We start from the raw sequence: 18,371 nt of genomic DNA, 5'->3' as shown, positions 1-18,371 counted from the left end.
TAGACCCGCGGACGACCGAGCGTCAGTTCTGCAGACGCGGTTTCCGGCGACGAGTCACAGCTCTCGAAGCGTCTTCACGGTCGATCGAATCGTTGCGGTCGCGACGTCAGCGACGTCGGCCGCAGTGGCCTGGGTGACCGTCGGCCATTCCTCGCGTTCACCAGACGCCGCGTAGAGACAGGCCGCCGCGACACCGCTGGGGTTGCGCCCGCAGATCACCCCTTCCTGTACCAGGGTCGTGACGTGTTCTCGAGCGCGGCGCTCGACCGCCGTCCCGAGGTCGAGTTTCGAGGCGTATCGCGGCAGATACTGCGTCGGATCGATCGGTCCGGTCGGCAGCCCGAGTTCACGATTGAGGGCGTCGTACGCGGCGGTGAGCTCGTCGCTACCGGCCCGGGCGACGGCAGTGATCTCGTCGACCGTTCGCGGATTTGACCGCGTTCGACAGGTCGCATACACTACAGCCGCGGCGAACCCCTCGAGCGAACGGCCCTGAAAGAGCCCCTCGGACTGGGCCGACTTGAACAGGGCACAGGCCTGTTCCCTGGACGACTCGGGAAGCGATAGCGAGGCGTTGAGCCGTCGAATTTCGGTGAATCCGTACACCTGATTGCGTTTCGCTTTCGTGGAGATTCGTGCGCGGTTGTGTTCGCGACGAAGGCGACCGATCTGGCGGCGTTTCCGGCCGGTGAGTCGAGACCGGTAGTCGGCGCTCGAGCCGGAGCCGTAGCCGATTTCAGTCGAGAGTCCGCGGTCGTGTCTCGAGCGAGTAAGCGGTGCGCCGGTCCGTCGGCGATCGGTTTCGTCATCGTCGAACGATCGCCATTCCGGGCCGCGGTCGATCGCATCCTCCGCAGAAACGAGCCCGCAGTCCTCACAGATCGTCTCAGTTCCTCTCGTTCGTAATCTGCCGTCACATTCGGGACAGACGGCAGCTGAATCGGTTCCCACCATTGGTTATTACCTTTCCGTACATGGTATGAAGCTCGTGATGGTACTTAAAATATAGGATATCTAAAGTGAATTAACGGGAAGCAGGTGTCCAATCGACCGGAGAAAATGACGAAACGTGGCGACGGGCAGTCCCGGCACCAGTCGAAGTGGTCAACAGAGCGGGGGGCTCGGTCGGTCGTCGGAGTGAATTCGGACAGTCCGTTCGATAGCAGGGTCGTCGAGACTCAGTGCCACACACTGAGCAGTCGTTTCAGGGCCGAATCGGAACGCGTCGACGACGTCGACGACTCAGTGGCCGACGGCTCACGGTTCGCGAGGAGTTGCTCGTATCGGTCGATGACGGTTTGCCGGCGGTGTTCACTCATTTCGAGGGCGCGTTCGAGGGCGGCGACCTGCACCTGCAGCTGTGTTCGCTCGATTCGAGCGTGAAGCGGTGGCTCGGCGAGGCTCGAGTGTCCAGTTCGTCCCACGTTCGGGGGGCGGGCGGACGCGGAATCGGCCGCCCGATCCGACCGTGATCGTCGTTGCGTCGCCACGAATTCGTCGACGGCGGAAGTTTCGGCGGCGGAAGTTTCGGCGGGAGGTCGTTGCTCGACGGACATGACTCCGGATTCGTCTCCGGTCCGGAAAAAGCTCAGTCAGTCGGCCGTCAGACGCGTCTGACGCGGGTCGTGCATCCGAATGACACAGCGATTCTCACTCTAGGAGATGCTCGAGCACGCCGTTGGATCTACCGTTCCGACGAGCCCTCGCTCGCGAGGCTCGCGAGGACGCCCTCGAGATCGTTCGGCACCGGTTCGGGATCGACCCCCGCGGCCGCTGCAGCGTCCGGATCCTTGAGCAGGTGCCCGGTCGTCAGACAGGCGACGCGTTCGTCGTCGTCGACGATCCCCTCGGATCGGAGTTTTCGCAGGCCAGCGACGGAGGCGGCGGAGGCGGGTTCGACGCCGATCCCCTCGCCAGCGATGTCCCGTTGGGCCTCGGTGATCTCCTCGTCGGAGACGGCGACTGCGGTCCCGCCGGTCTCGCGGATTCCGGGCAGCGCTTTGGGTGCGTTGACCGGGTTCCCGATCCGGATCGCCGTCGCGCGCGTCTCGACCTCCTCCCAGCGCGTCACTTCGTCCGCGCCGTTCTCGATCGCCTCGACCATCGGCGCCGCGCCCTCGGCCTGGACGCCCGTGAGTTTGGGCACGTCGCTCTCGTCGAGTTCGCCCGCCTGGACGAGTTCGCGGAACGCCTTGTACAGCGCCGAGGTGTTCCCGGCGTTGCCGACCGGCAGGACGATCCGGTCCGGCACGGCGTCGTAGTCCGCGAGGAAGCCCTCGAGGATCTCGAGGCCGATCGTCTTCTGGCCCTCGAGTCGGAACGGGTTCAGCGAGTTCAAGAGGTAGGCCTCGCCCCGGCCGGCCAGTTCCTGAACGATGTCGAGACAGGCGTCGAAGTTGCCGTCGACCTCGAGGATGCGAGCGCCGTGGAGGCTGGCTTGTGCGATTTTGCCCGCCGCGACCTTCCCTGCGGGGAGGAGCACGAGCGTCTCCATCCCGCCGCGGGAGCCGTAGGCGGCCAGCGCGGCGCTCGTGTTACCGGTCGAGGCACACGCCAGTCGACCAACGCCGAGTTCTTCGGCGACACGGACGCCGACGGTCATCCCGCGATCCTTGAACGAGCCCGTCGGGTTCATCCCCTCGTGTTTGATCCGGAGCGCCTCGACGCCGATATCGTCCTCGAGCCGCGGCACCTCGTACAGCGGCGTCGCCCCCTCCTGAATCGAGACGCCGGCCTCGAACGGTAGGGCGTCGGCGTAGCGCCAGACGCCCCGGCCCTCGAAGTCGTCGAACGTCGGAAGATCGTCGTAGCGGACCTCGAGCAGGCCCTCACAAGCGTCGCAGGTGTAGCGGATATCGTCGAAGGGGGCGAAGGTTCCGCCGCACTCGATACACTCGAGCCAGACGCCGTCGTCGGCGTCGTCGGGCGCTGCCGGCTGGTCAGCGGAGAGGCTGAGACTCATTATCGGCCGAGAGGGTGGCGAGGGAGAAAAAGGACGTGGGTTCGGCGGTGTTCTCGCGAGCCCCGCGATCGAGGGCTGGTCGGACCTACCGGTCCGACGATGTGCTCGAGCGACGAACGCGTCGGTAGCACGGCCAAAAACGAGCGGCTCGGTCGCGTAGTCCCTCGTCTGTTCACCGTCCCCCGAACTCGCTTACGTCAGATGCAGTGCCAACAAGGCCGCCGGCCCGAGCAGCATGATGAGCGTGGCGAGCAGTACTCTGAACGACATGCTTCGAGCGGCGATACCTGAAACGTACATATAATGTCGGTTAATCGTTCATATATGATGATGTGACTTTCATCTTTAAAATAACATATTGACTCGAGTAATTACTTCGTTGTCGCTCGGAAGGGGACCCATACCGGTGCTACGAGCTCGAACACGATATCGTGATAGTCACCGAAGCGACCGGGGAGTGTCAAAATTGGATGAGCGATCCGATCGCTCACTCCGTTCGTGATCGAAGACTTACTCGAGCAGCCAACTCAACAGCGCCTTCTGGGCGTGCAGCCGATTCTCGGCCTGATCGAAGACGATCGACCGGTCGCTCTCGATGACGTCGTCCGTGATCTCCTCGCCGCGGTGGGCGGGCAGACAGTGCATGACCGACGCGTCGGGGGCGTGCTCGAGCAACTCCGAGCGGACCTGGAAGCCGTCGAAGGCCTCCATGCGGACGTCGCGTTCGTCCTGCTGGCCCATACTGATCCAGACGTCGGTGTAGATGACGTCGGCGTCCGAGACGGCGGCGACCGGGTCGGTCGTGACCGTCGGATCGCCGCCGAGATCGCGAGCGCCCTGCAGCACGTCGTCGTCGATCCCGTACCCCTCGGGAGTCGCGACCGTAACGTCGATGCCCGCAATCGCACAGCCGAGCACGAACGACTGGGCGACGTTGTTCCCGTCGCCGATCCAGGCCGCGGAGACGCCCTCGAATCCGCCTTCCTGCTCGCGGATCGTCAGCAGATCGGCGAGCGTCTGGCAGGGGTGGGCGTCGTCGGTGAGCCCGTTGACGACCGGGACCGAAGCGTACTCCGCGAACACTTCGATGTTCTCGTGTTTGAAGACGCGAGCCATCACGGCGTCGACGTACCGCGAGAGCGTGCGCGAGGTGTCTTTCAGCGGCTCGCCGCGGCCCAGCTGGATGTCGTCCTCGCCGAGGAAGACGGCGTGGCCGCCGAGCTGGGTCATCCCGGTCTCGAAGGAGACGCGGGTGCGCGTGCTCGGCTTCTGGAAGATCATCCCCAGCGTTTGACCGTCGAGGTCCGGATGATCCTCGCCCCGTTGCTGGGCCGTCTTGTACTCCTCGGCACGATCGAGGACCGCCTCGAGTTCGGTCTGTGAGAGGTCGTCGATCTCGAGGAAGTGACGGACGTCAGTACCGTCCGTCATCAGTCGTCGCCTCCTCGGAGCGTCGTCGCGACGCGTGCTAAGATCTCGACGGACCGGTCGAACTCGGCGAGCGAGAGGCGCTCGTCCGGCGCGTGATCGAGGTCGGAGTTGCCGGGGCCGTAGGTGACCATCGGACAGTCCCAGACGCCGGCGTAGAGGTTCATGTCGCTGGTTCCGGTCTTGCGCAGGAGCCGCGGATCGCTGCCTTCCTTGCGGATCGCCGCGCGGAACGCGCGGGCGATCTCGGTCCGGGGACTCTCCATCACCGGCGGAATCGGCTCGGCCCAGGAGACGGTACCGATCTCGAGACCCGCTTCGGCGGTCTCGCGGACCGATTCGGCGTCCAGCGACGGCGGGATCCGCAGTTGCACGTCGAGCGTGGCCTCGACCGAGAGGCCGTCGTCGCTGATCCCGCCGTTCATGTCGACGGGTTTGGCGGTGACGCGCTCGAAGACGGCCGTGTACTCGTCGTCCTCGAAGGCGTCTTCGACGCCCGTCCACCAGTTGGTCGCGTGCTGGATCGCGTTCGGTTCGGGACGCGAGGTGTGACCGGACTCGCTGGTCGCGACGTAGGTGCCGGCGAGGAAGCCGCGGTAGCCGAGCGTGATGCCCGTCGCACCGCTGGGCTCGCCGTTGACGACGGCGCGGGGTTCGTCGCGGTCCTCGACGAGGTGGCGCGCACCGCGCGAGTTCGTCTCCTCGCCGACGACGCCGACGAAGGAGACGCCCGTGCGGACGGCGGCGGCGGCCATCGCGGCCAGCGGGCCGGTGGCGTCGACGCTGCCGCGTCCCCAGAGGACGTCCTCGCCGGTCTCGTCGGCGACCTCCCGTTCCACGTCGGTCTCGTCCGCTGGCTTCACTTCGACCGGAATCTCGCCGGGCACGGTGTCGACGTGAGAGGTGAGGAGGACGGCGTCGTCCGCGGGTGCGCGAACGTTGCCGACCTCGTCGATCCGCGCCTCGCGGCCGTGGGCGTCGAAGAAGGCGACGAGCCGTTCGGCGGCCTCGGTCTCTTCGCCGGAGGGCGACGGAATCGAGACGAGGTCGATCAGCAGTTCGCGAGCGTCCTCGAGCGAGATGTCGGCCGTATCTTCCATGGTTGCACTCATGATTCAGCACTCGCTTCGGGAGCGACGATCTCGGCCAGCGCGTCCACGAGTTGATCGGCCTCCGCCTCGTCGATCACGAGCGGCGGTAGCAGGCGCAGTACGGTCCGACCCGCGGGGAGCGCCAGGATCTGGTGGTCCATCGCCAGGTCGCGGGCGACGCGGTTCGCGCCGCGTTTCAACTCGACGCCGACGAGCAGCCCGTCGCCGCGGACCTCGCGCACCTCGTCGCCCAGGGCCGCCTCGAGTTCGTCGACGAGGTAGCCGCCGATCTCGGCGGCGTGGGCGGGCCACTCCTCCTCGACCAGCGTCGAGACGGTCGCGTGGACCGCCGCGGAGACGACGGGGCCGCCGCTGAACGTGGCGTTGTGCGAGGCCGCGCCGTCGGCGATCCAGTCGCGAACCGCGACGGCACCGACGGGCAGGCCGTTGCCCAGGCCCTTCGCCGTCGTGAGCACGTCGGGCGTGACGCCCGCGTTCTGGCAGGCCCACATCGAGCCCGTCCGCCCCATCCCGGTCTGGACCTCGTCGAAGACCAGCGCCGCGCCGGCCTCGTCGGTCAGTTCGCGAGCGGTCTCGAGGTAGCCCGCGGGCGGGACGTTGATCCCGCCCTCGCCCTGGATCGGCTCGAGGATCACGGCCGCGGTCTCGTCGTCCACGGCGGCCGCGAGCTCCTCGCTATCGCCGTACGGGACGAACGCCACGTCGCCGGCGAGGGGCTCGAACGGCTTCTTATACTTGTCCTTCCAGGTCGCCGCGAGCGACCCCATCGTCCGCCCGTGGAACGAGCGGGTCGCCGCGATGATCTTCGACTCGCCGGTCGCCGATCGAGCGAACTTCAGCGCGGCCTCGTTGGCCTCGGTCCCGGAGTTACAGAACCAGGCGGACTCGAGTCCGTCGGGCGCGGCCGCGACGAGCGCGGCGTAGGCGTCTTCGCGCGACTGCACGGGATACGAGGAGTCGACGAACGTCAACTGGCCGACCTGCTCCTGGACCGCCTCGACGACCGCGGGATGACTGTGGCCGAGCGGCGTGCACGCGAAACTCGCGCCGGCGTCGAGGTACTCCGTGCCGTCCGCGGTGTAGAGGTACGGCCCCTCGCCGCGCTCGAGGCCGATCGGTTTGCTGCCGGAGACGAAATCGTGATCGCTCATTCTGCGGCCTCCTGTGCGGTTTCTTCGTCTGTTTCGTCGTCGGCGAGCACGCCGGACTCGAGCGTCGTGCCCTCGCCCGAGAGCGCGCTCGTGATCGGGTCGTCCGCGTTGGCGGTCGCGACGATAACAGACGACGCGCCGCCCTCGAGTGCCTCCTCGGCGGCCATGACCTTCTTGGTCATGAAGCCTTCAGCAGCGGATTTGACCGCGGAGAACTCGTCGGGCGTCGACGCCGAATCGATCTTCGTCGACTCGTCGTCGGGATCCTCGTAGATCCCCGAGACGTCGGTGAGGACGACGAGGTCGGCCTCGAGCGCCCCGGCAATCGCAGCAGCCGCGCGGTCGGCGTCGGCGTTGACCGCGGTGTACCCGCCCGACTTCTCTTTCCCGAGCATCGGAACGGAGACGACTGGCGTGTAGCCACCCGAGAGCATCGTCTCGAGCAGGTCCGCGTTAACGGACTCGATCTTGCCCGAGTGGTCGCCGCGCTTGATCTTCTTCTTGCCGTCTTCCTTGACGCGGACGGCGGACTTGCGCTTGCCCTCGAGCAGCTTTCCGTCGGTGCCCGAGAGGCCGACCGCGTTCACCTCGAGATTCTGCAGGTTCTCGACGAGGTCCGTGTTGAGCTTGCCGGGCATCACCATCTTGAAGACGTCCATCGTGTCCTCGTCGGTGAATCGCCCGACGACGCCACCGGGGGTCTCGACGTAGGTCGGTTCCTCGCCGAGTTCTTCTAAGGTCTCGTCGACGGCGGTCGAACCGCCGTGCGTGAGGACCACGTCCTCACCGTCTTCGACGAGGCTCGCGACGTCCGCGAGCGCGCCTTCGGGATCGACGGCGCGCGCGCCGCCGATCTTGACCACAGTAGTCATCTCAGGGCGCCCCCACGGGGTGCAGCCCCGTAAACTCGAGTCCGGCCGTCTCCTCGAGGCCCAGCGCGATGTTGGCGGCGTGGACCGCCTGTCCCGCGGAGCCTTTCATCATGTTGTCGATGGCCGAGAAGACGACGATGCGCTTGTTCGAGGGGTCGAGTTCGAAACCGACCTCGGCGAGGTTGGTTCCGGCGACCGCCTTCGGTTCGGGGTAGCGGTAGACGCCGGAGCCGCCGGCGGCCATGCGGACGAACGGCTCGTCCTCGTAGCAGCCGCGATACGCTTTCCAGAGGTCGCCCTTCGAGACGGGTCCCGAGGGGAAGACGTGGCTGGTCGCGCTCGCACCGCGGATCATGTCGACGGCGTGGCACGTGAACGCGACCGAGGTATCGAGGAACTGCTCGATCTCGGCCTCGTGGCGGTGACCCGTCGGCGCGTACGGCCGCACGACGCCCGAGCGCTCGGGGTGGCTCGAGGCCTCGCCGCCGCCGGCCCCACCTTCCGAGGAGCCGACTTTGACGTCGACGACGATCTGCTCGCCGCCCTCCAAGATACCGTGCTCGAACAGCGGGTACAGTCCCAGAATCGTCGCGGTGGCGTTACAGCCGCCGCCGGCGATCAGGCCCGCGCCTTTGAGGTTCTCGCGGTTGATCTCGGGAAGCGCGTACTCGGCTTTCTCGAGATATTCGGGCGCGCTGTGGCCGTCGTACCACTCCTCGTACTGCGCTTCGGTGTTCAGGCGGAAGTCCGCCGAGAGGTCGACGACGGTATCCGCGATTTCGAAGAACTCGTCGATCTGGCCCATCGAGACGCCGTGTGGCGTCGCGGCGAACAGGACGTCGACGGACTCGAGGTCCTCGGGTTCGGTAAAACGCAGGTCCCTCCCCCGCAGCGGCGGGTGAACGGAGCCGACGCTCTTACCGGCCTTCGAGCGGCTGGTGACGTCCGTGATCGCGAAGTTCGGGTGACCGGCGAGCAGTCGCAGCAACTCGCCGCCCGTGAATCCGCTCCCGCCGATGACGCTCGCGGTGATCGTCTCGGCGTTCGCGTCGGCGCCGGTCTCGGTGCCGACTGCCATCAGACGGTCACCTCGAGTTCGTCTTCGGCCGCGCTGGCCGCTTTCGTCTCGAGCCAGTCGACGACGGTGCCGGCGATGTCGGTGTCGACGGCGCCGTCGAGCGCCTTGAACTCGACGGTGTGGTTGACCTCGTGGACGGTATAACCGTCGTCGGTCTCCATGAGGTCGATACCGAGCAGGCCGCCGCCGACGGCGTCGCTGGCCTTTCGGACGAGTTCCGTGGCTTCCTCGTCGGGTTCGAAGACCTCCGTCTCGGCACCTTTGGCGGCGTTCGTAATCCAGTGGTCCGACGAGCGGACCATTCCGGCGATCGGTTCGCCGTCGGTCGCGAGCACGCGGATGTCGCGGCCGGGTTTGTCGACGAACTCCTGGACGTAGAACACCTTGTGTTCGTAGTGTCCGAGGGTGGCCTTGTGCTCAAGGATGGCCTCGGCGGCGTCGGGCGAGTCGATCTTGGCCATCAGGCGGCCCCACGAACCCACGACGGGTTTGAGGACGCAGGGGTAGCCGAAGTCCTCGATTGCCTCCATCGCGGTCTCCTTGGTGAACGCGACTTTCGTCGCGGGCGTCGGGACGCCGGCCTGCTCGAGCGCGAGGCTGTTCTTCACCTTGTCCGCGCAGATGTCGGCGGTCTCGTGGCTGTTGACTACGGGGATGCCGTAGGCCTCGAAGAACTGCGTGGCGTACAGGCTCCGACTCGTGGCGAGACAGCGGTCGACGACGATGTCGAGGTCAGCGAACTCGTCGGGGACCTCGCTGATGTCGAACGTCTGTTTGCGGACGTCGATCTTCGCGATTTCGTGATCGCGCTCGCGAAGCTCGTTCAGGAGGAGCTTCTCGTCCTTGCGGATCCGGGAGTAGAGTATTCCTACTTGCAAGGTCACTCACCCCAGTCCTCTTCGAGCTCCGGGGCTCGCTCGAGGACTGGCGGCTCGGTGTCGACGACTTCAAGCTCTGCTCCACAGGTCGTACAGTCAACGATCTCTCCAACTTCCAGATCGTCGTGCAGGGACACCTCAGCCCCACACTCGACGCATTCGGTCATTGTACCTGCAACTGAGAGCCGATGACCCTTAAAGCCTTCGAACTTAACAGCAAAATTACACTACACAGACTACCCGCTAAGCGGATGAAAAGGCGAATCCGCGGCAAATTTTGTCTGACATATCATGTGTTCGGTGTATTGTCCCCTCGCGGGGACGGTGGCGAGACCGTCGGTCTCGCTCGCCCGTAGGTTCGTTCCTCACCTACGGACGGCGGCAGCGGTCGCGGCGGTCGTGGTGCCGCGAGTGAGAGACCAGTCTCAGACATAGCCGTTCACCTCCTCGCGGAGCGCCTCGTGAGCCGCCTCGAGCGCGTCGCTCGTCTCCTCGAGCGTCTCCTCGTCGGCCGACAGGGCCTCACGAGCCGCCTCGAGTTGGGCTGCGACCGCCTCGGGAGCAGGGCCACCCTGCGAGTCGCGGCTCGCGACGCTCTCGACGGGGTCGAGTGCGTCCTCGACGGCTTCGGGATCGACGAACGACTCGAGCGGTTCGCCCAGTACCTCCCGGGCAGCCGAGTCGAGTGCGCCGTAGTCGCCCCCGTTCTCCGCGGCGTGGGCGACCATCTCGTGAGCCGTTCTGAACGGAAGGCCGTTCGCCGCGAGCAGGTCGGCGACGCCGGTCGCCGTCGAGAAGCCCTCGCCGGCTTCGGCGGCCAGCGTCTCCTCGTTCCAGTCGGCCGTCGCAACCGCGCCGGCGGCGACCTCGCTCGCTTCCGTCACGGCGTCGACGGTGTCCCAGGCGTGGGTTGTCGCCCGCTGAAGGTCGCGGTTGTACGCGCGGGGCAGTCCCTTGAGCGTCGTCGTCAGGCCCTGGACGCTGCCGGCCGCGTCGCCCGCGACCGCGCGGACGAGTTCGAGCGTGTCCGGGTTCTTCTTCTGGGGCATGATCGACGACGTCGAGGAGTAGTCGTCCGCGAGGTCGACGAAGCCGCGGTTCGCGAAGATGACCAGATCCTCCGCGAGCCCCGACAGCGTCGTCGCGTGCGTCGACAGCGCCTGCGTCGTCTCGAGCAGGAAATCCCGGCTCGAGGAGGCGTCCATCGAGTTCTCGACAACAACGGCGGAGCGCTGCTCCGCCGAGCTCCCCCTCGCGCTGCTCGCGGGAACCCCCTCGAATCCGAGCAGTTCTGCCGTCCGCTCGCGGTCGATATTGAAGGTCGTCCCGGCGAACGCGGCCCCGCCCAGCGGCGACTCGTTGATTCGGCCGTACGCCTCGAGCAGGCGTTCCGTATCGCGGCGGACGGCTCCCTCGTAGGAGCACGCCCAGTGGGCGACGGTGATCGGCTGGGCGGGCTGGAGGTGCGTGTAGCCGGGCATGATCGTCTCCGCGTTCGCCTCGGCGACCGCCACCAGCGCCTCGCGCAGCGCGAGCGTCGTCTCGAGGGCGTCGAGAACGTCCTCGCGCAGGCGGTAGCGAATGCAGGCCGCGACCTCGTCGTTGCGCGAGCGCGCGGTATGCATCTTCCCGCCCTCGGCGCCGATGCGTTCGATGACGGCCGTCTCGATGGCCTCGTGGACGTCCTCGCCGTCGGGCAAGGAGCCGTGGCCGTCGACCTCGATGGCGTCGATCGCCGTCAGAATGTCGCCAGCGACGTCGTCCTCGACGATCCCCTGCTCGGCGAGCATCAGGACGTGTGCGCGGTCGACCTCGAGGTCGGCCTCGAATATCCGTTCGTCGGCTGCGAGCGAGGAGAGGAAGCTCCGGGCGGGGCCGCCGCTGAAGCGGTCTCGCCGGACGACGCCCTCGCCGTTACCACCATCGGTCTCGATAGTGGATTCAGGCTCGGGCCCGCCGTCGTGAGCGCTCTCCTCGGTCATGGTTATTCGTCTGCCTCGTCTTCGTTCCCGCCGTCAGTCGCGAGTTCGACTTCCTCGTCGGCCTCGGTCACCGCGTTCGCGAGACGGCGCTGGAAGCCGTGGTACTTCGCGACGCCCGTCGCGTCTTCCTGCTCGATCTTGCCGACCGTCTCCGTGTCGAAGGAGGCGTGTTCGGCCGAGTACGCGGCGTACTCGCTGTCACGAGCCACGGCGCGGGCCTGCCCGCCTTCGAAGCGGATCGTGACCGTGCCGGTGACGCGCTGCTGGGTCTCGTCGATGAAGGCATCGAGCGCCTTCACGAGCGGCGCGTCGATCAGACCCTCGTAGCCCTTCTTCGACCAGCGCTGGTCGATCAGCTGCTTGAACTCGCGTTCCTCCTGCGTGAGGACGAGGGCCTCGAGGGCCTCGTGCGCGTTGAGCAGCGTCGTCGCGGCCGGGTGCTCGTAGTTCTCGCGCACCTTCAGGCCGAGCATGCGGTCTTCCATCGAGTCGGTGCGGCCGACGCCGTACGCGCCCGCCACGCCGTTGAGATGCTCGATGAGGTCGATCGGGTCGTACTCCACGCCGTCGACGGCGACGGGGTAGCCCTGTTCGAAGCCGATCTCGATCTCCTGGGTCTCGCCGGTGGGATCGCTCGTCCACTCGTAGATCTCCTTCGGCGGGACGTAGTTGGGGTCCTCGAGCTCGTCGCCCTCGACGGACCGACTCCAGAGGTTGGTGTCGATCGACCAGTCGCCGCCGCTCCCACCCTCGACGGGGAGGTCCTTCTCCGCGGCGTACTCCTGTTCCCACTCGCGGGTGAGGCCGAGTTCGCGCACGGGGGCGATAACCTCGAGATCGGAGTCGCGCCAGACGGCTTCGAACCGCAGCTGGTCGTTCCCCTTGCCCGTACAGCCGTGTGCGATGCCGGTACAGCCCTGTTCCTCCGCGACCTCGAGGATCGCGTTCGCGATCACGGGACGGGCGAGTGCGGTGCCGAGCGGGTAGCCCTGGTACGTCGCGTTCGCGCGAACGCTATCGAGACAGAGTTGCGCAAATTCCGCTCGCGCGTCGACGACGTAGTGTTCGAGACCGAGTGCTTCGGCGGTTTCTTCAGCTTCCTCGAATTCGGAAGCCGGCTGGCCGACGTCTACCGTGACGCCGATAACGTCGTCGTATCCATATTCCTCCTCGAGCAGCGGGACACAGACGGTCGTGTCCAGCCCACCCGAGAACGCGAGTGCAACGCGTGTCATGTCGTACTCGATGAAAACGCCAGGAGCGACTTAAGCACATTGGTTTCGAACGCGTAAATTAACGATAGAGCGGCTGCTAACCGAGAATTAGGGGATTACTCGGAGAGTGGAACGTTGAAACGAACCGGGGTCGAAGGGTAAAGTGGTATTCGGGCTCAAAGGCCCGGCCGCCGCCGTCGCGGTCGCCGCGGCGAGACGGTCCCGTCGGTACCGAACACGGCGAACGCGGTGCCGACGGTGGGACTCATTGATCGTTCTATGAGCGGCCCCGGTATTAAATCCTGCTGAATAGCAAGTATTGCGGCTTTCAGACCGCCTGAGGGGAAACGAGTGTTAACACGACACGAGAAATCGGCGAGTGCGAAGAGCGTTGGAACGGTCGGCGGTGACGGTCGCGAAGACGGGGAAAGCGATGTCGGCAGTGACGGTCGCGAAGGCGGCGACGAAAGCGATGTCAGCAGTGACGGTCGCGAAGACGGCGATAACCGCGACAGCGACGACGACGACTACTCCTCGTCTTCCTCGGGGAGCGACAGCACGTTCTCTCGGCCGATCCGGAAGACCTCGATCTCGTCGTCCTCTCGCAGTCTCCCGACGACCTGACTCGTCTTGGCCTCGGTCCAGTCCAGTTCCGAGACGACTTCCTGTTGTTTGATTCGTCCGCCGCGTTCCTCGAGCAAGCGCAGGACGCGTTCCTCGTTGCTGAGCAGTTCGGGTGGTGGTCCCGCCGCGCCGCCGGACGCGGGTGCGCCGTCGCCCATCGAGGGGGGCGCGTCGTCGCTGGGGGCCGGGCCGTCGGATCGACCGTGTCTGAGCCACCAGCCGATCACCGCGCCGGTCGCGAGCAAACCGAGTGCGGCCGCAACCGCGAGCCACGTCGTCGGCGGTCCCTCGTCGGGTTCGGTCGTCGCCGTACCCGAATCGCCGTTCTCGATGAAGACGACCCGCGGCTGGTCGTCGCTGAACTCGGTCCCGTCGCCGTCCCAGTAGACCGCGTTCGGCTCCGTGTTGTCGGCCGTCGGTTCGTGATCGTGGACGGCGTAGTCCTCGGGACCGGTGATCTGTAACGTCGTGCCGTCGACGAGCGTAAAGCCCGAGAGCGCGTCACCCGCGGTGATTTCGGTCAACTCGACGTGGGCGAACGACGACCACTCGAACGTGAACTGGACGTGACCGATGTGCCGCGGCGCAGTGCTCTCGTCGATCGAGACGGTGGCGTTCGAGATGTTCATCTCCCGTTCCGTCGCGTTCTGTCCGTCGGCGCGAATGCTGTCCCAGTCCTCCATCTCCGCTTCGGTGAACGCCTCGGGGTCCGATTCGATCTGTTCGCGTAGCTCTTCCCAGTCCTCTTCGGTGTTGTTCTCGTTTTCGAGGTGATACCGATAATCCACCACGAACGTGGCCGATCCGTTCTCGGTGAGAGAGATATCGATGTGAACCTCGTCCGCGGCGTCGAGTTCCTCGCGCTCGACCGGCTCCTCCTGGACGACCGCTCCTGTAGCTCCAGCGTCGGCGACCGACGCAACCGGCAGCAACGCGACCGCACACCCGACGACCACGAGCACCCAGAGCAGGGCCCAGAGCCCCTTCGAATCCATTACAATGAACTGTCGTAGCCGGCCAAATAGGTCTTTCCGACGAGGACAGCGATGTATTTTTGAGAGGTTCATCCGTAGCTGAATGTATGCACGGCAAACGCGGTTCGCTCGAGGTCGAAACCCTCCTGAAAATCGTCCTCGTACTGGTCGCTATCCTGCTCGTTATCAATATCGTGAGTACGATCGTCAGCGGCATTCTCGGAATTCTCCAACCGCTGCTCATGATCGCCATCCTCGCGGTGATCGTGCTGTGGCTGCTCGACCGGCTCTAAGAACGGTACACGAGAGCCGTCCGGAACGTCACACTGATACGTCGATCGACCCTAGAGTCGGCGAAGTGTACAGCGTCAACGTCCCCGTCCCCGGCCGCGTCCGGACGGTCGCCAACGAGCTCTATCCCGAACTCGTCGGCTTCGAGACCGTCCGCGAGGACCACTCGTGTCTGCTCAAACGTCTCGGCGATGCCGACCACGTCGCCCAGTTACAACACCGCGCCCACCGCGCGCTCGAGGGGTCCCCCGCCGTCGAGGCCCGGATTACGGGTATCGACTACTTCGCGGACCCGCCGCTCGGCTCCGACCCCGTCGTCTATCTCGCCGTCGAGAGCCCCGGCCTCGAATCGATCCACGCGACACTCACCGACGTCTTCGACACCGTCGAGGGCCTCGAGGGGTCCGACTACGTCCCCCACGTCACGCTGGCCCGCGGCGGCGACCTCGAGACCGCGAAACGCCTCGCCAACCGAGAGATCGACCCGATCCGGTGGACGGTCAGCGAACTCGAGTTCTGGGACGGGACCTACAAGCTGCCGGTGAGTCGAGTGACGCTGCCCGCGTGAGTCGGGTCTCGCTGCCGGTCCGAATCGAAATCGGAATCGAATCGTGAGTCGTCCGGGAGCTATTACTCGGCGGTCTCGGTACCTCGAGCCATGTACCGACGGGCGGTTCTCGCGGGGTCGACGGCGGCGTTACTGGCCGGCTGTAGCGAACTCACCGGACTCGTGGGCGACGGATACGTCGACGAGACGTTACGGGACGAAGAACCGGCGGAGTTCAGCGCCGAGGCGGGCGAGGAACTCGCCGTCTCGGTCGACGTCCAGGAAGTCAGAGACGGCCGCGCGGTCAGCGTTCAGGTCGCCGAAGTCGGCGCGGGACCCCTCGACGCGAGATCGATCGAGGAGTCCGACACCTACGACGTGACGATCGAGGTCGACGGCACCCACGTCGTCACGGTGACGAACGGCGTCGCCGACGTTACGATCGAACCGGCCGAGTGAGACGGGAGCATGGTTCTCGAGGCAGGAGCTACGGCGCGGGCGTCTCGCCGTCGTAGGCGTCGAAATCGCCGTAGAAGTTGAGCATCGCGAACTTGAGCTTCTCGGGCGCGATATCGATCAGTTCCTCGCGTTCCTCGTGCGGGAAAGTACCGTTGACGCTGTATCTGCCGAGATCCGATTTGGCCGACCGCGAGTAGCGCCGATCGAGTAACGCGCGGACGCCGACGTCCTCCGGCGATCGGATGACCCGGCCCAGCGCCTGCCTCGTTTTGCGGACCGTCGGAATCTCGACGGCGTAGCGCCAGCCCGTCTCGGTCCCCTCGAAGGCCGCGTCGTAGGCCTCCTGGACCGCCTCGGCCCGGTCGTCCAGGTGTGGGTAGGGGACGCCGACGACGAGGACCGTCTGCGCGTCGTCGCCGTCGAAGCTGACACCTTCCGCGAGGGTACCCCACAGCGACGTACAGAGGACGGCGCCGTCGTCCGCGACGAACTGCTGTCGCAGTTCCTCGACGGATGTCCCCGGCTCGTCGAGATACACCGTCTTCTCCGAGCGACGGTCGACTCGCTCCGCGTACCGACTCGCCTCGCCGTAGTTGGGGAAGAACGCGAGCGTGTTGCCGGGCGTCATCCGGACGGTGTCGTGAATCGTCTCGGCGACCTCCTCCTGGACGGCGGGGTCGTCCCGGTCCGAGGAGAAGAGCGCCGGCGTCTCGACGGCGTACGTTCGCCGCCGGTCCTCGGGGAACTGGAGCCCGTAGGCCATCGTCACCGGGTCCTCGAGCCCCAGCACGTTCTCGGTGACGTCGAACGGCTGGAGCGTCGCGCTCATCAGGACGGTCGCGTACACCTCGTCGAACAGTCGGCCGGTCACCTGTCGCGGCAGACAGGAGTAGAGCTCCGCGCGGCCGTAGACCTCGTCCGTGCCGGCGTCGCGGGTGACGGCGACGACGGGGTAGAGCCCCTCCTTCGAGCCCTCGTTCATCCACGCGCTGACGAACGCGGCGGCCTGTAAGGTCTGACACTCCGTGCGGGTGGCCGTCTCGCCCTCGCGGTAGGCCTCCTCGTACTGCTCGTCTAACTCCTGACCCAGTTTCATCGCGGCCTCTAAGTCGTCCTGGATCCCCTGACCGGAGTAGCGCTGGAGGAACTCGAGGGTGAGATCGTCCTTCCGATCCTCGTTGGCGATGGAGACGTCCGTCCAGTTCTCGTCGATCGCCTCGCGGTCGCCGAAGCCGAAGGAGTCCTCGTAGGTTTCGACGAGCGCGCGGTGGAACGCCGAGAGGGCGTTCGCGGCGTCTTCCGACCGCGGATCGTCGGTGTCGGCCAACTCGTCGAGCGCCGAGTCGAACGTCCGCTCGGAGCAGGTCCGGGTCGCGTGTTCGCGGGCGGCGTCCTCGACGTTGTGGGCCTCGTCGAAGACGGCGATGACGTCCTCGGGGTCCCGACCCAGCCAGCGGAAGAACTGCTCTCGAATCGTGGAATCGAGCAGGTGGTGGTAGTTACAGACGACCAGATCGACGCCCTCGATCCCCTCCTTGAGCAGTTCGTAGCCGCAGAACTCCCGGGCCTCCGCGTGCTCGTAGATCTCGTCGGGGGTGCGGACGTCCTCGAAGAGCCACGCGAAGAAGTCGTCCGTATCCTCGGTCAGATTGTTCCGGTAGTAGTCACAGACGTTCTGCTCTTCGAGGTCGTCGAGTCGCTCCTCGAGGGTCTCGAGTTCGTCCATGACGGCGCTGCGGGCGTCCGCCGCGCCGCCGTCGCCCTCCTGACTCTCGGCCAGGAGTTCGCGCTGGCGGCGTTCGAGTTGCCGCTTGTCGCGTTCGGTGTCGACGACCGCGCGGGTGTTGTCCCGCAGGGCCTGACACTCCTCGTAGCCGACGTCGATGTGACACATCGACGACTTTCCCTTGAAGACGACCGCTCGAATGTCCTCTTCGCGGGTGATCGCCCGGGCCTCGGCGACGAACTGGCGCATCTGCTGGTGGACGTTGGTCGTGATGACGACCGTCTTGTCGTGCTCGCGGGCCACCTCGAGGGCGGGGACGAGCGACGAGAGGGTCTTGCCAGTTCCGCAGGCGCCCTCGAAGAGCACGTCCTGGCCTCGCTGGAGCGAGTTGTGGATGCGGTCCATCGCCTCGCGCTGGTTCTCGTACGGCTGGTCGTACGGGAAAAAGCGCATGTACCCGGCTGTCTCGGACACGATCAATGATTGGTTCCCGCTACGATAAAAGCGTTCGTCTCGGTTCGACGGGGGCGTCTGGCGGCCGAGAGCGGCGCCCGGTCGAACGAGCGACCGGTACGGGAAACCGCCGGCCGGCGAACGCACGCTACAGGGCCATATGTCTCTGGGCCTTCGCCACGAGTATGGCCATTCCCGGGTACGATTCCAGCAACGTCGCAGAGTTCACACTCGAGCACGCGGGCGCCCGCGTCGCCGTCGTCGCGGGCGTCGTCCCCGACGAGTTCGGTCTCGAGAAGAGCGGACGCGAGCCGCCGGTCGATGCCCTCGCGGACCCCGTCGAACTCGTCGGTCTCGAGGAACTGAAGGCCGTCGAGGCGGTCCGAATCGCGCTCGTCTACGATCCCTCGAAACTGCCGCCGGGCGCGAGTCCGACCGACGTCGCGGTCGCCGTCGACGGCGAGGACGGCTGGGAGCCCCTCGAGTCGACCGTCGATCTCGAGGAGACGACGGTGACGGCGACCCTGAACGACCGACCGGCGGGATCGACGGTCGTGGCGGGCTACGACGACAGCGACGATAGCGACGACGGGAGTATCGAATCGGGCGCGTAACGGAAG

General features: G+C 66.2%; 18 protein-coding genes. 5 read left to right on the top strand and 13 right to left on the bottom strand.

Features of this window, described 5'->3' with window-relative positions; genetic code table 11:
* Nucleotides 1–54 precede the first annotated feature (54 nt).
* Nucleotides 55–954, bottom strand: a complete 900-nt coding sequence (locus ACSFC7_RS04750) for a transcription initiation factor IIB (RefSeq protein WP_436346608.1) — start codon at nt 952–954, stop codon at nt 55–57.
* A gap of 227 nt (nt 955–1,181) precedes the next feature.
* Here ACSFC7_RS04750 and ACSFC7_RS04745 point away from each other — a divergent pair, with 227 nt between their 5' ends.
* Nucleotides 1,182–1,472 (top strand): hypothetical protein, encoded by a 291-nt coding sequence (locus ACSFC7_RS04745; protein ID WP_436346607.1) that lies wholly within the window; start codon nt 1,182–1,184, stop codon nt 1,470–1,472.
* A 212-nt stretch (nt 1,473–1,684) separates the two neighbouring features.
* Here the strand turns inward: ACSFC7_RS04745 and thrC are convergent, their stop codons facing one another.
* The 11 genes from thrC to ACSFC7_RS04690 form a co-directional block, all read right to left on the bottom strand.
* On the bottom strand, nt 1,685–2,962 hold the full coding sequence (thrC, locus tag ACSFC7_RS04740) for a threonine synthase (protein WP_436346606.1): 1,278 nt from the start codon (nt 2,960–2,962) through the stop codon (nt 1,685–1,687).
* Between the two features lie 510 nt (nt 2,963–3,472).
* Nucleotides 3,473–4,393 carry an ornithine carbamoyltransferase gene (argF, locus tag ACSFC7_RS04735; protein ID WP_436346605.1) on the bottom strand — a complete coding sequence of 307 codons (921 nt, stop codon included), beginning with the start codon at nt 4,391–4,393 and terminating at the stop codon, nt 3,473–3,475.
* Nucleotides 4,393–5,502: a [LysW]-lysine hydrolase gene (locus tag ACSFC7_RS04730; protein WP_436346604.1), complete on the bottom strand. Its 1,110-nt coding sequence runs from the start codon at nt 5,500–5,502 to the stop codon at nt 4,393–4,395. The genes argF and ACSFC7_RS04730 overlap by 1 nt, the downstream gene beginning before the upstream one ends.
* The gene (locus tag ACSFC7_RS04725) at nt 5,499–6,653 is read right to left on the bottom strand and encodes an aspartate aminotransferase family protein (RefSeq protein WP_436346603.1); all 1,155 of its coding nucleotides are present in this window, start codon (nt 6,651–6,653) and stop codon (nt 5,499–5,501) included. Before ACSFC7_RS04725 ends, ACSFC7_RS04730 begins: the two co-directional genes overlap by 4 nt.
* The gene (locus ACSFC7_RS04720) at nt 6,650–7,525 is read right to left on the bottom strand and encodes an acetylglutamate/acetylaminoadipate kinase (protein WP_436346602.1); all 876 of its coding nucleotides are present in this window, start codon (nt 7,523–7,525) and stop codon (nt 6,650–6,652) included. Before ACSFC7_RS04720 ends, ACSFC7_RS04725 begins: the two co-directional genes overlap by 4 nt.
* A gap of 1 nt (nt 7,526) precedes the next feature.
* Nucleotides 7,527–8,603 carry an N-acetyl-gamma-glutamyl-phosphate reductase gene (argC, locus tag ACSFC7_RS04715; protein ID WP_436346601.1) on the bottom strand — a complete coding sequence of 359 codons (1,077 nt, stop codon included), beginning with the start codon at nt 8,601–8,603 and terminating at the stop codon, nt 7,527–7,529.
* Nucleotides 8,603–9,487, bottom strand: coding sequence for a lysine biosynthesis protein LysX (lysX, locus tag ACSFC7_RS04710; protein WP_436346600.1), 885 nt, complete (start codon nt 9,485–9,487; stop codon nt 8,603–8,605). The genes argC and lysX overlap by 1 nt, the downstream gene beginning before the upstream one ends.
* Entirely contained in the window at nt 9,484–9,648 is a 165-nt protein-coding gene (lysW, locus tag ACSFC7_RS04705) for a lysine biosynthesis protein LysW (RefSeq protein ID WP_005554620.1), read from the bottom strand. Before lysW ends, lysX begins: the two co-directional genes overlap by 4 nt.
* Nucleotides 9,649–9,906: 258 nt before the next feature.
* Nucleotides 9,907–11,463: an argininosuccinate lyase gene (argH, locus tag ACSFC7_RS04700; protein WP_436346599.1), complete on the bottom strand. Its 1,557-nt coding sequence runs from the start codon at nt 11,461–11,463 to the stop codon at nt 9,907–9,909.
* A gap of 2 nt (nt 11,464–11,465) precedes the next feature.
* Entirely contained in the window at nt 11,466–12,698 is a 1,233-nt protein-coding gene (locus tag ACSFC7_RS04695) for an argininosuccinate synthase (RefSeq protein ID WP_436346598.1), read from the bottom strand.
* A gap of 506 nt (nt 12,699–13,204) precedes the next feature.
* A complete protein-coding gene (locus ACSFC7_RS04690; RefSeq protein WP_436346597.1) occupies nt 13,205–14,296 on the bottom strand; it encodes a helix-turn-helix transcriptional regulator in 1,092 nt (363 codons plus the stop codon).
* An 86-nt stretch (nt 14,297–14,382) separates the two neighbouring features.
* On the opposite strand from ACSFC7_RS04690, the gene ACSFC7_RS04685 reads away from it, so the two are divergent.
* The 3 genes from ACSFC7_RS04685 (at nt 14,383) to ACSFC7_RS04675 (ending at nt 15,572) form a co-directional block, all read left to right on the top strand.
* Nucleotides 14,383–14,568 (top strand): DUF7554 family protein, encoded by a 186-nt coding sequence (locus tag ACSFC7_RS04685; RefSeq protein WP_436346596.1) that lies wholly within the window; start codon nt 14,383–14,385, stop codon nt 14,566–14,568.
* Nucleotides 14,569–14,633: 65 nt separating this feature from the next.
* The gene (locus ACSFC7_RS04680; RefSeq protein WP_436346595.1) at nt 14,634–15,134 is read left to right on the top strand and encodes a 2'-5' RNA ligase family protein; all 501 of its coding nucleotides are present in this window, start codon (nt 14,634–14,636) and stop codon (nt 15,132–15,134) included.
* A gap of 90 nt (nt 15,135–15,224) precedes the next feature.
* The gene (locus ACSFC7_RS04675; RefSeq protein WP_436346594.1) at nt 15,225–15,572 is read left to right on the top strand and encodes a hypothetical protein; all 348 of its coding nucleotides are present in this window, start codon (nt 15,225–15,227) and stop codon (nt 15,570–15,572) included.
* Between the two features lie 28 nt (nt 15,573–15,600).
* On the opposite strand, the gene ACSFC7_RS04670 is transcribed toward ACSFC7_RS04675, so the two are convergent.
* Entirely contained in the window at nt 15,601–17,772 is a 2,172-nt protein-coding gene (locus tag ACSFC7_RS04670) for an ATP-dependent DNA helicase (protein ID WP_436346593.1), read from the bottom strand.
* A gap of 164 nt (nt 17,773–17,936) precedes the next feature.
* Here ACSFC7_RS04670 and ACSFC7_RS04665 point away from each other — a divergent pair, with 164 nt between their 5' ends.
* Complete coding sequence (locus ACSFC7_RS04665) at nt 17,937–18,365, top strand: hypothetical protein (protein WP_436346592.1); 429 nt, start codon at nt 17,937–17,939, stop codon at nt 18,363–18,365.
* Nucleotides 18,366–18,371: the final 6 nt, after the last annotated feature.

Source organism: Natronorubrum halobium (assembly GCF_051351675.1).
Lineage (GTDB): Archaea > Halobacteriota > Halobacteria > Halobacteriales > Natrialbaceae > Natronorubrum.
The sequence above is the reverse complement of the archived record's forward strand: the minus strand, read 5'-3'. Positions and strand labels throughout refer to the sequence as shown.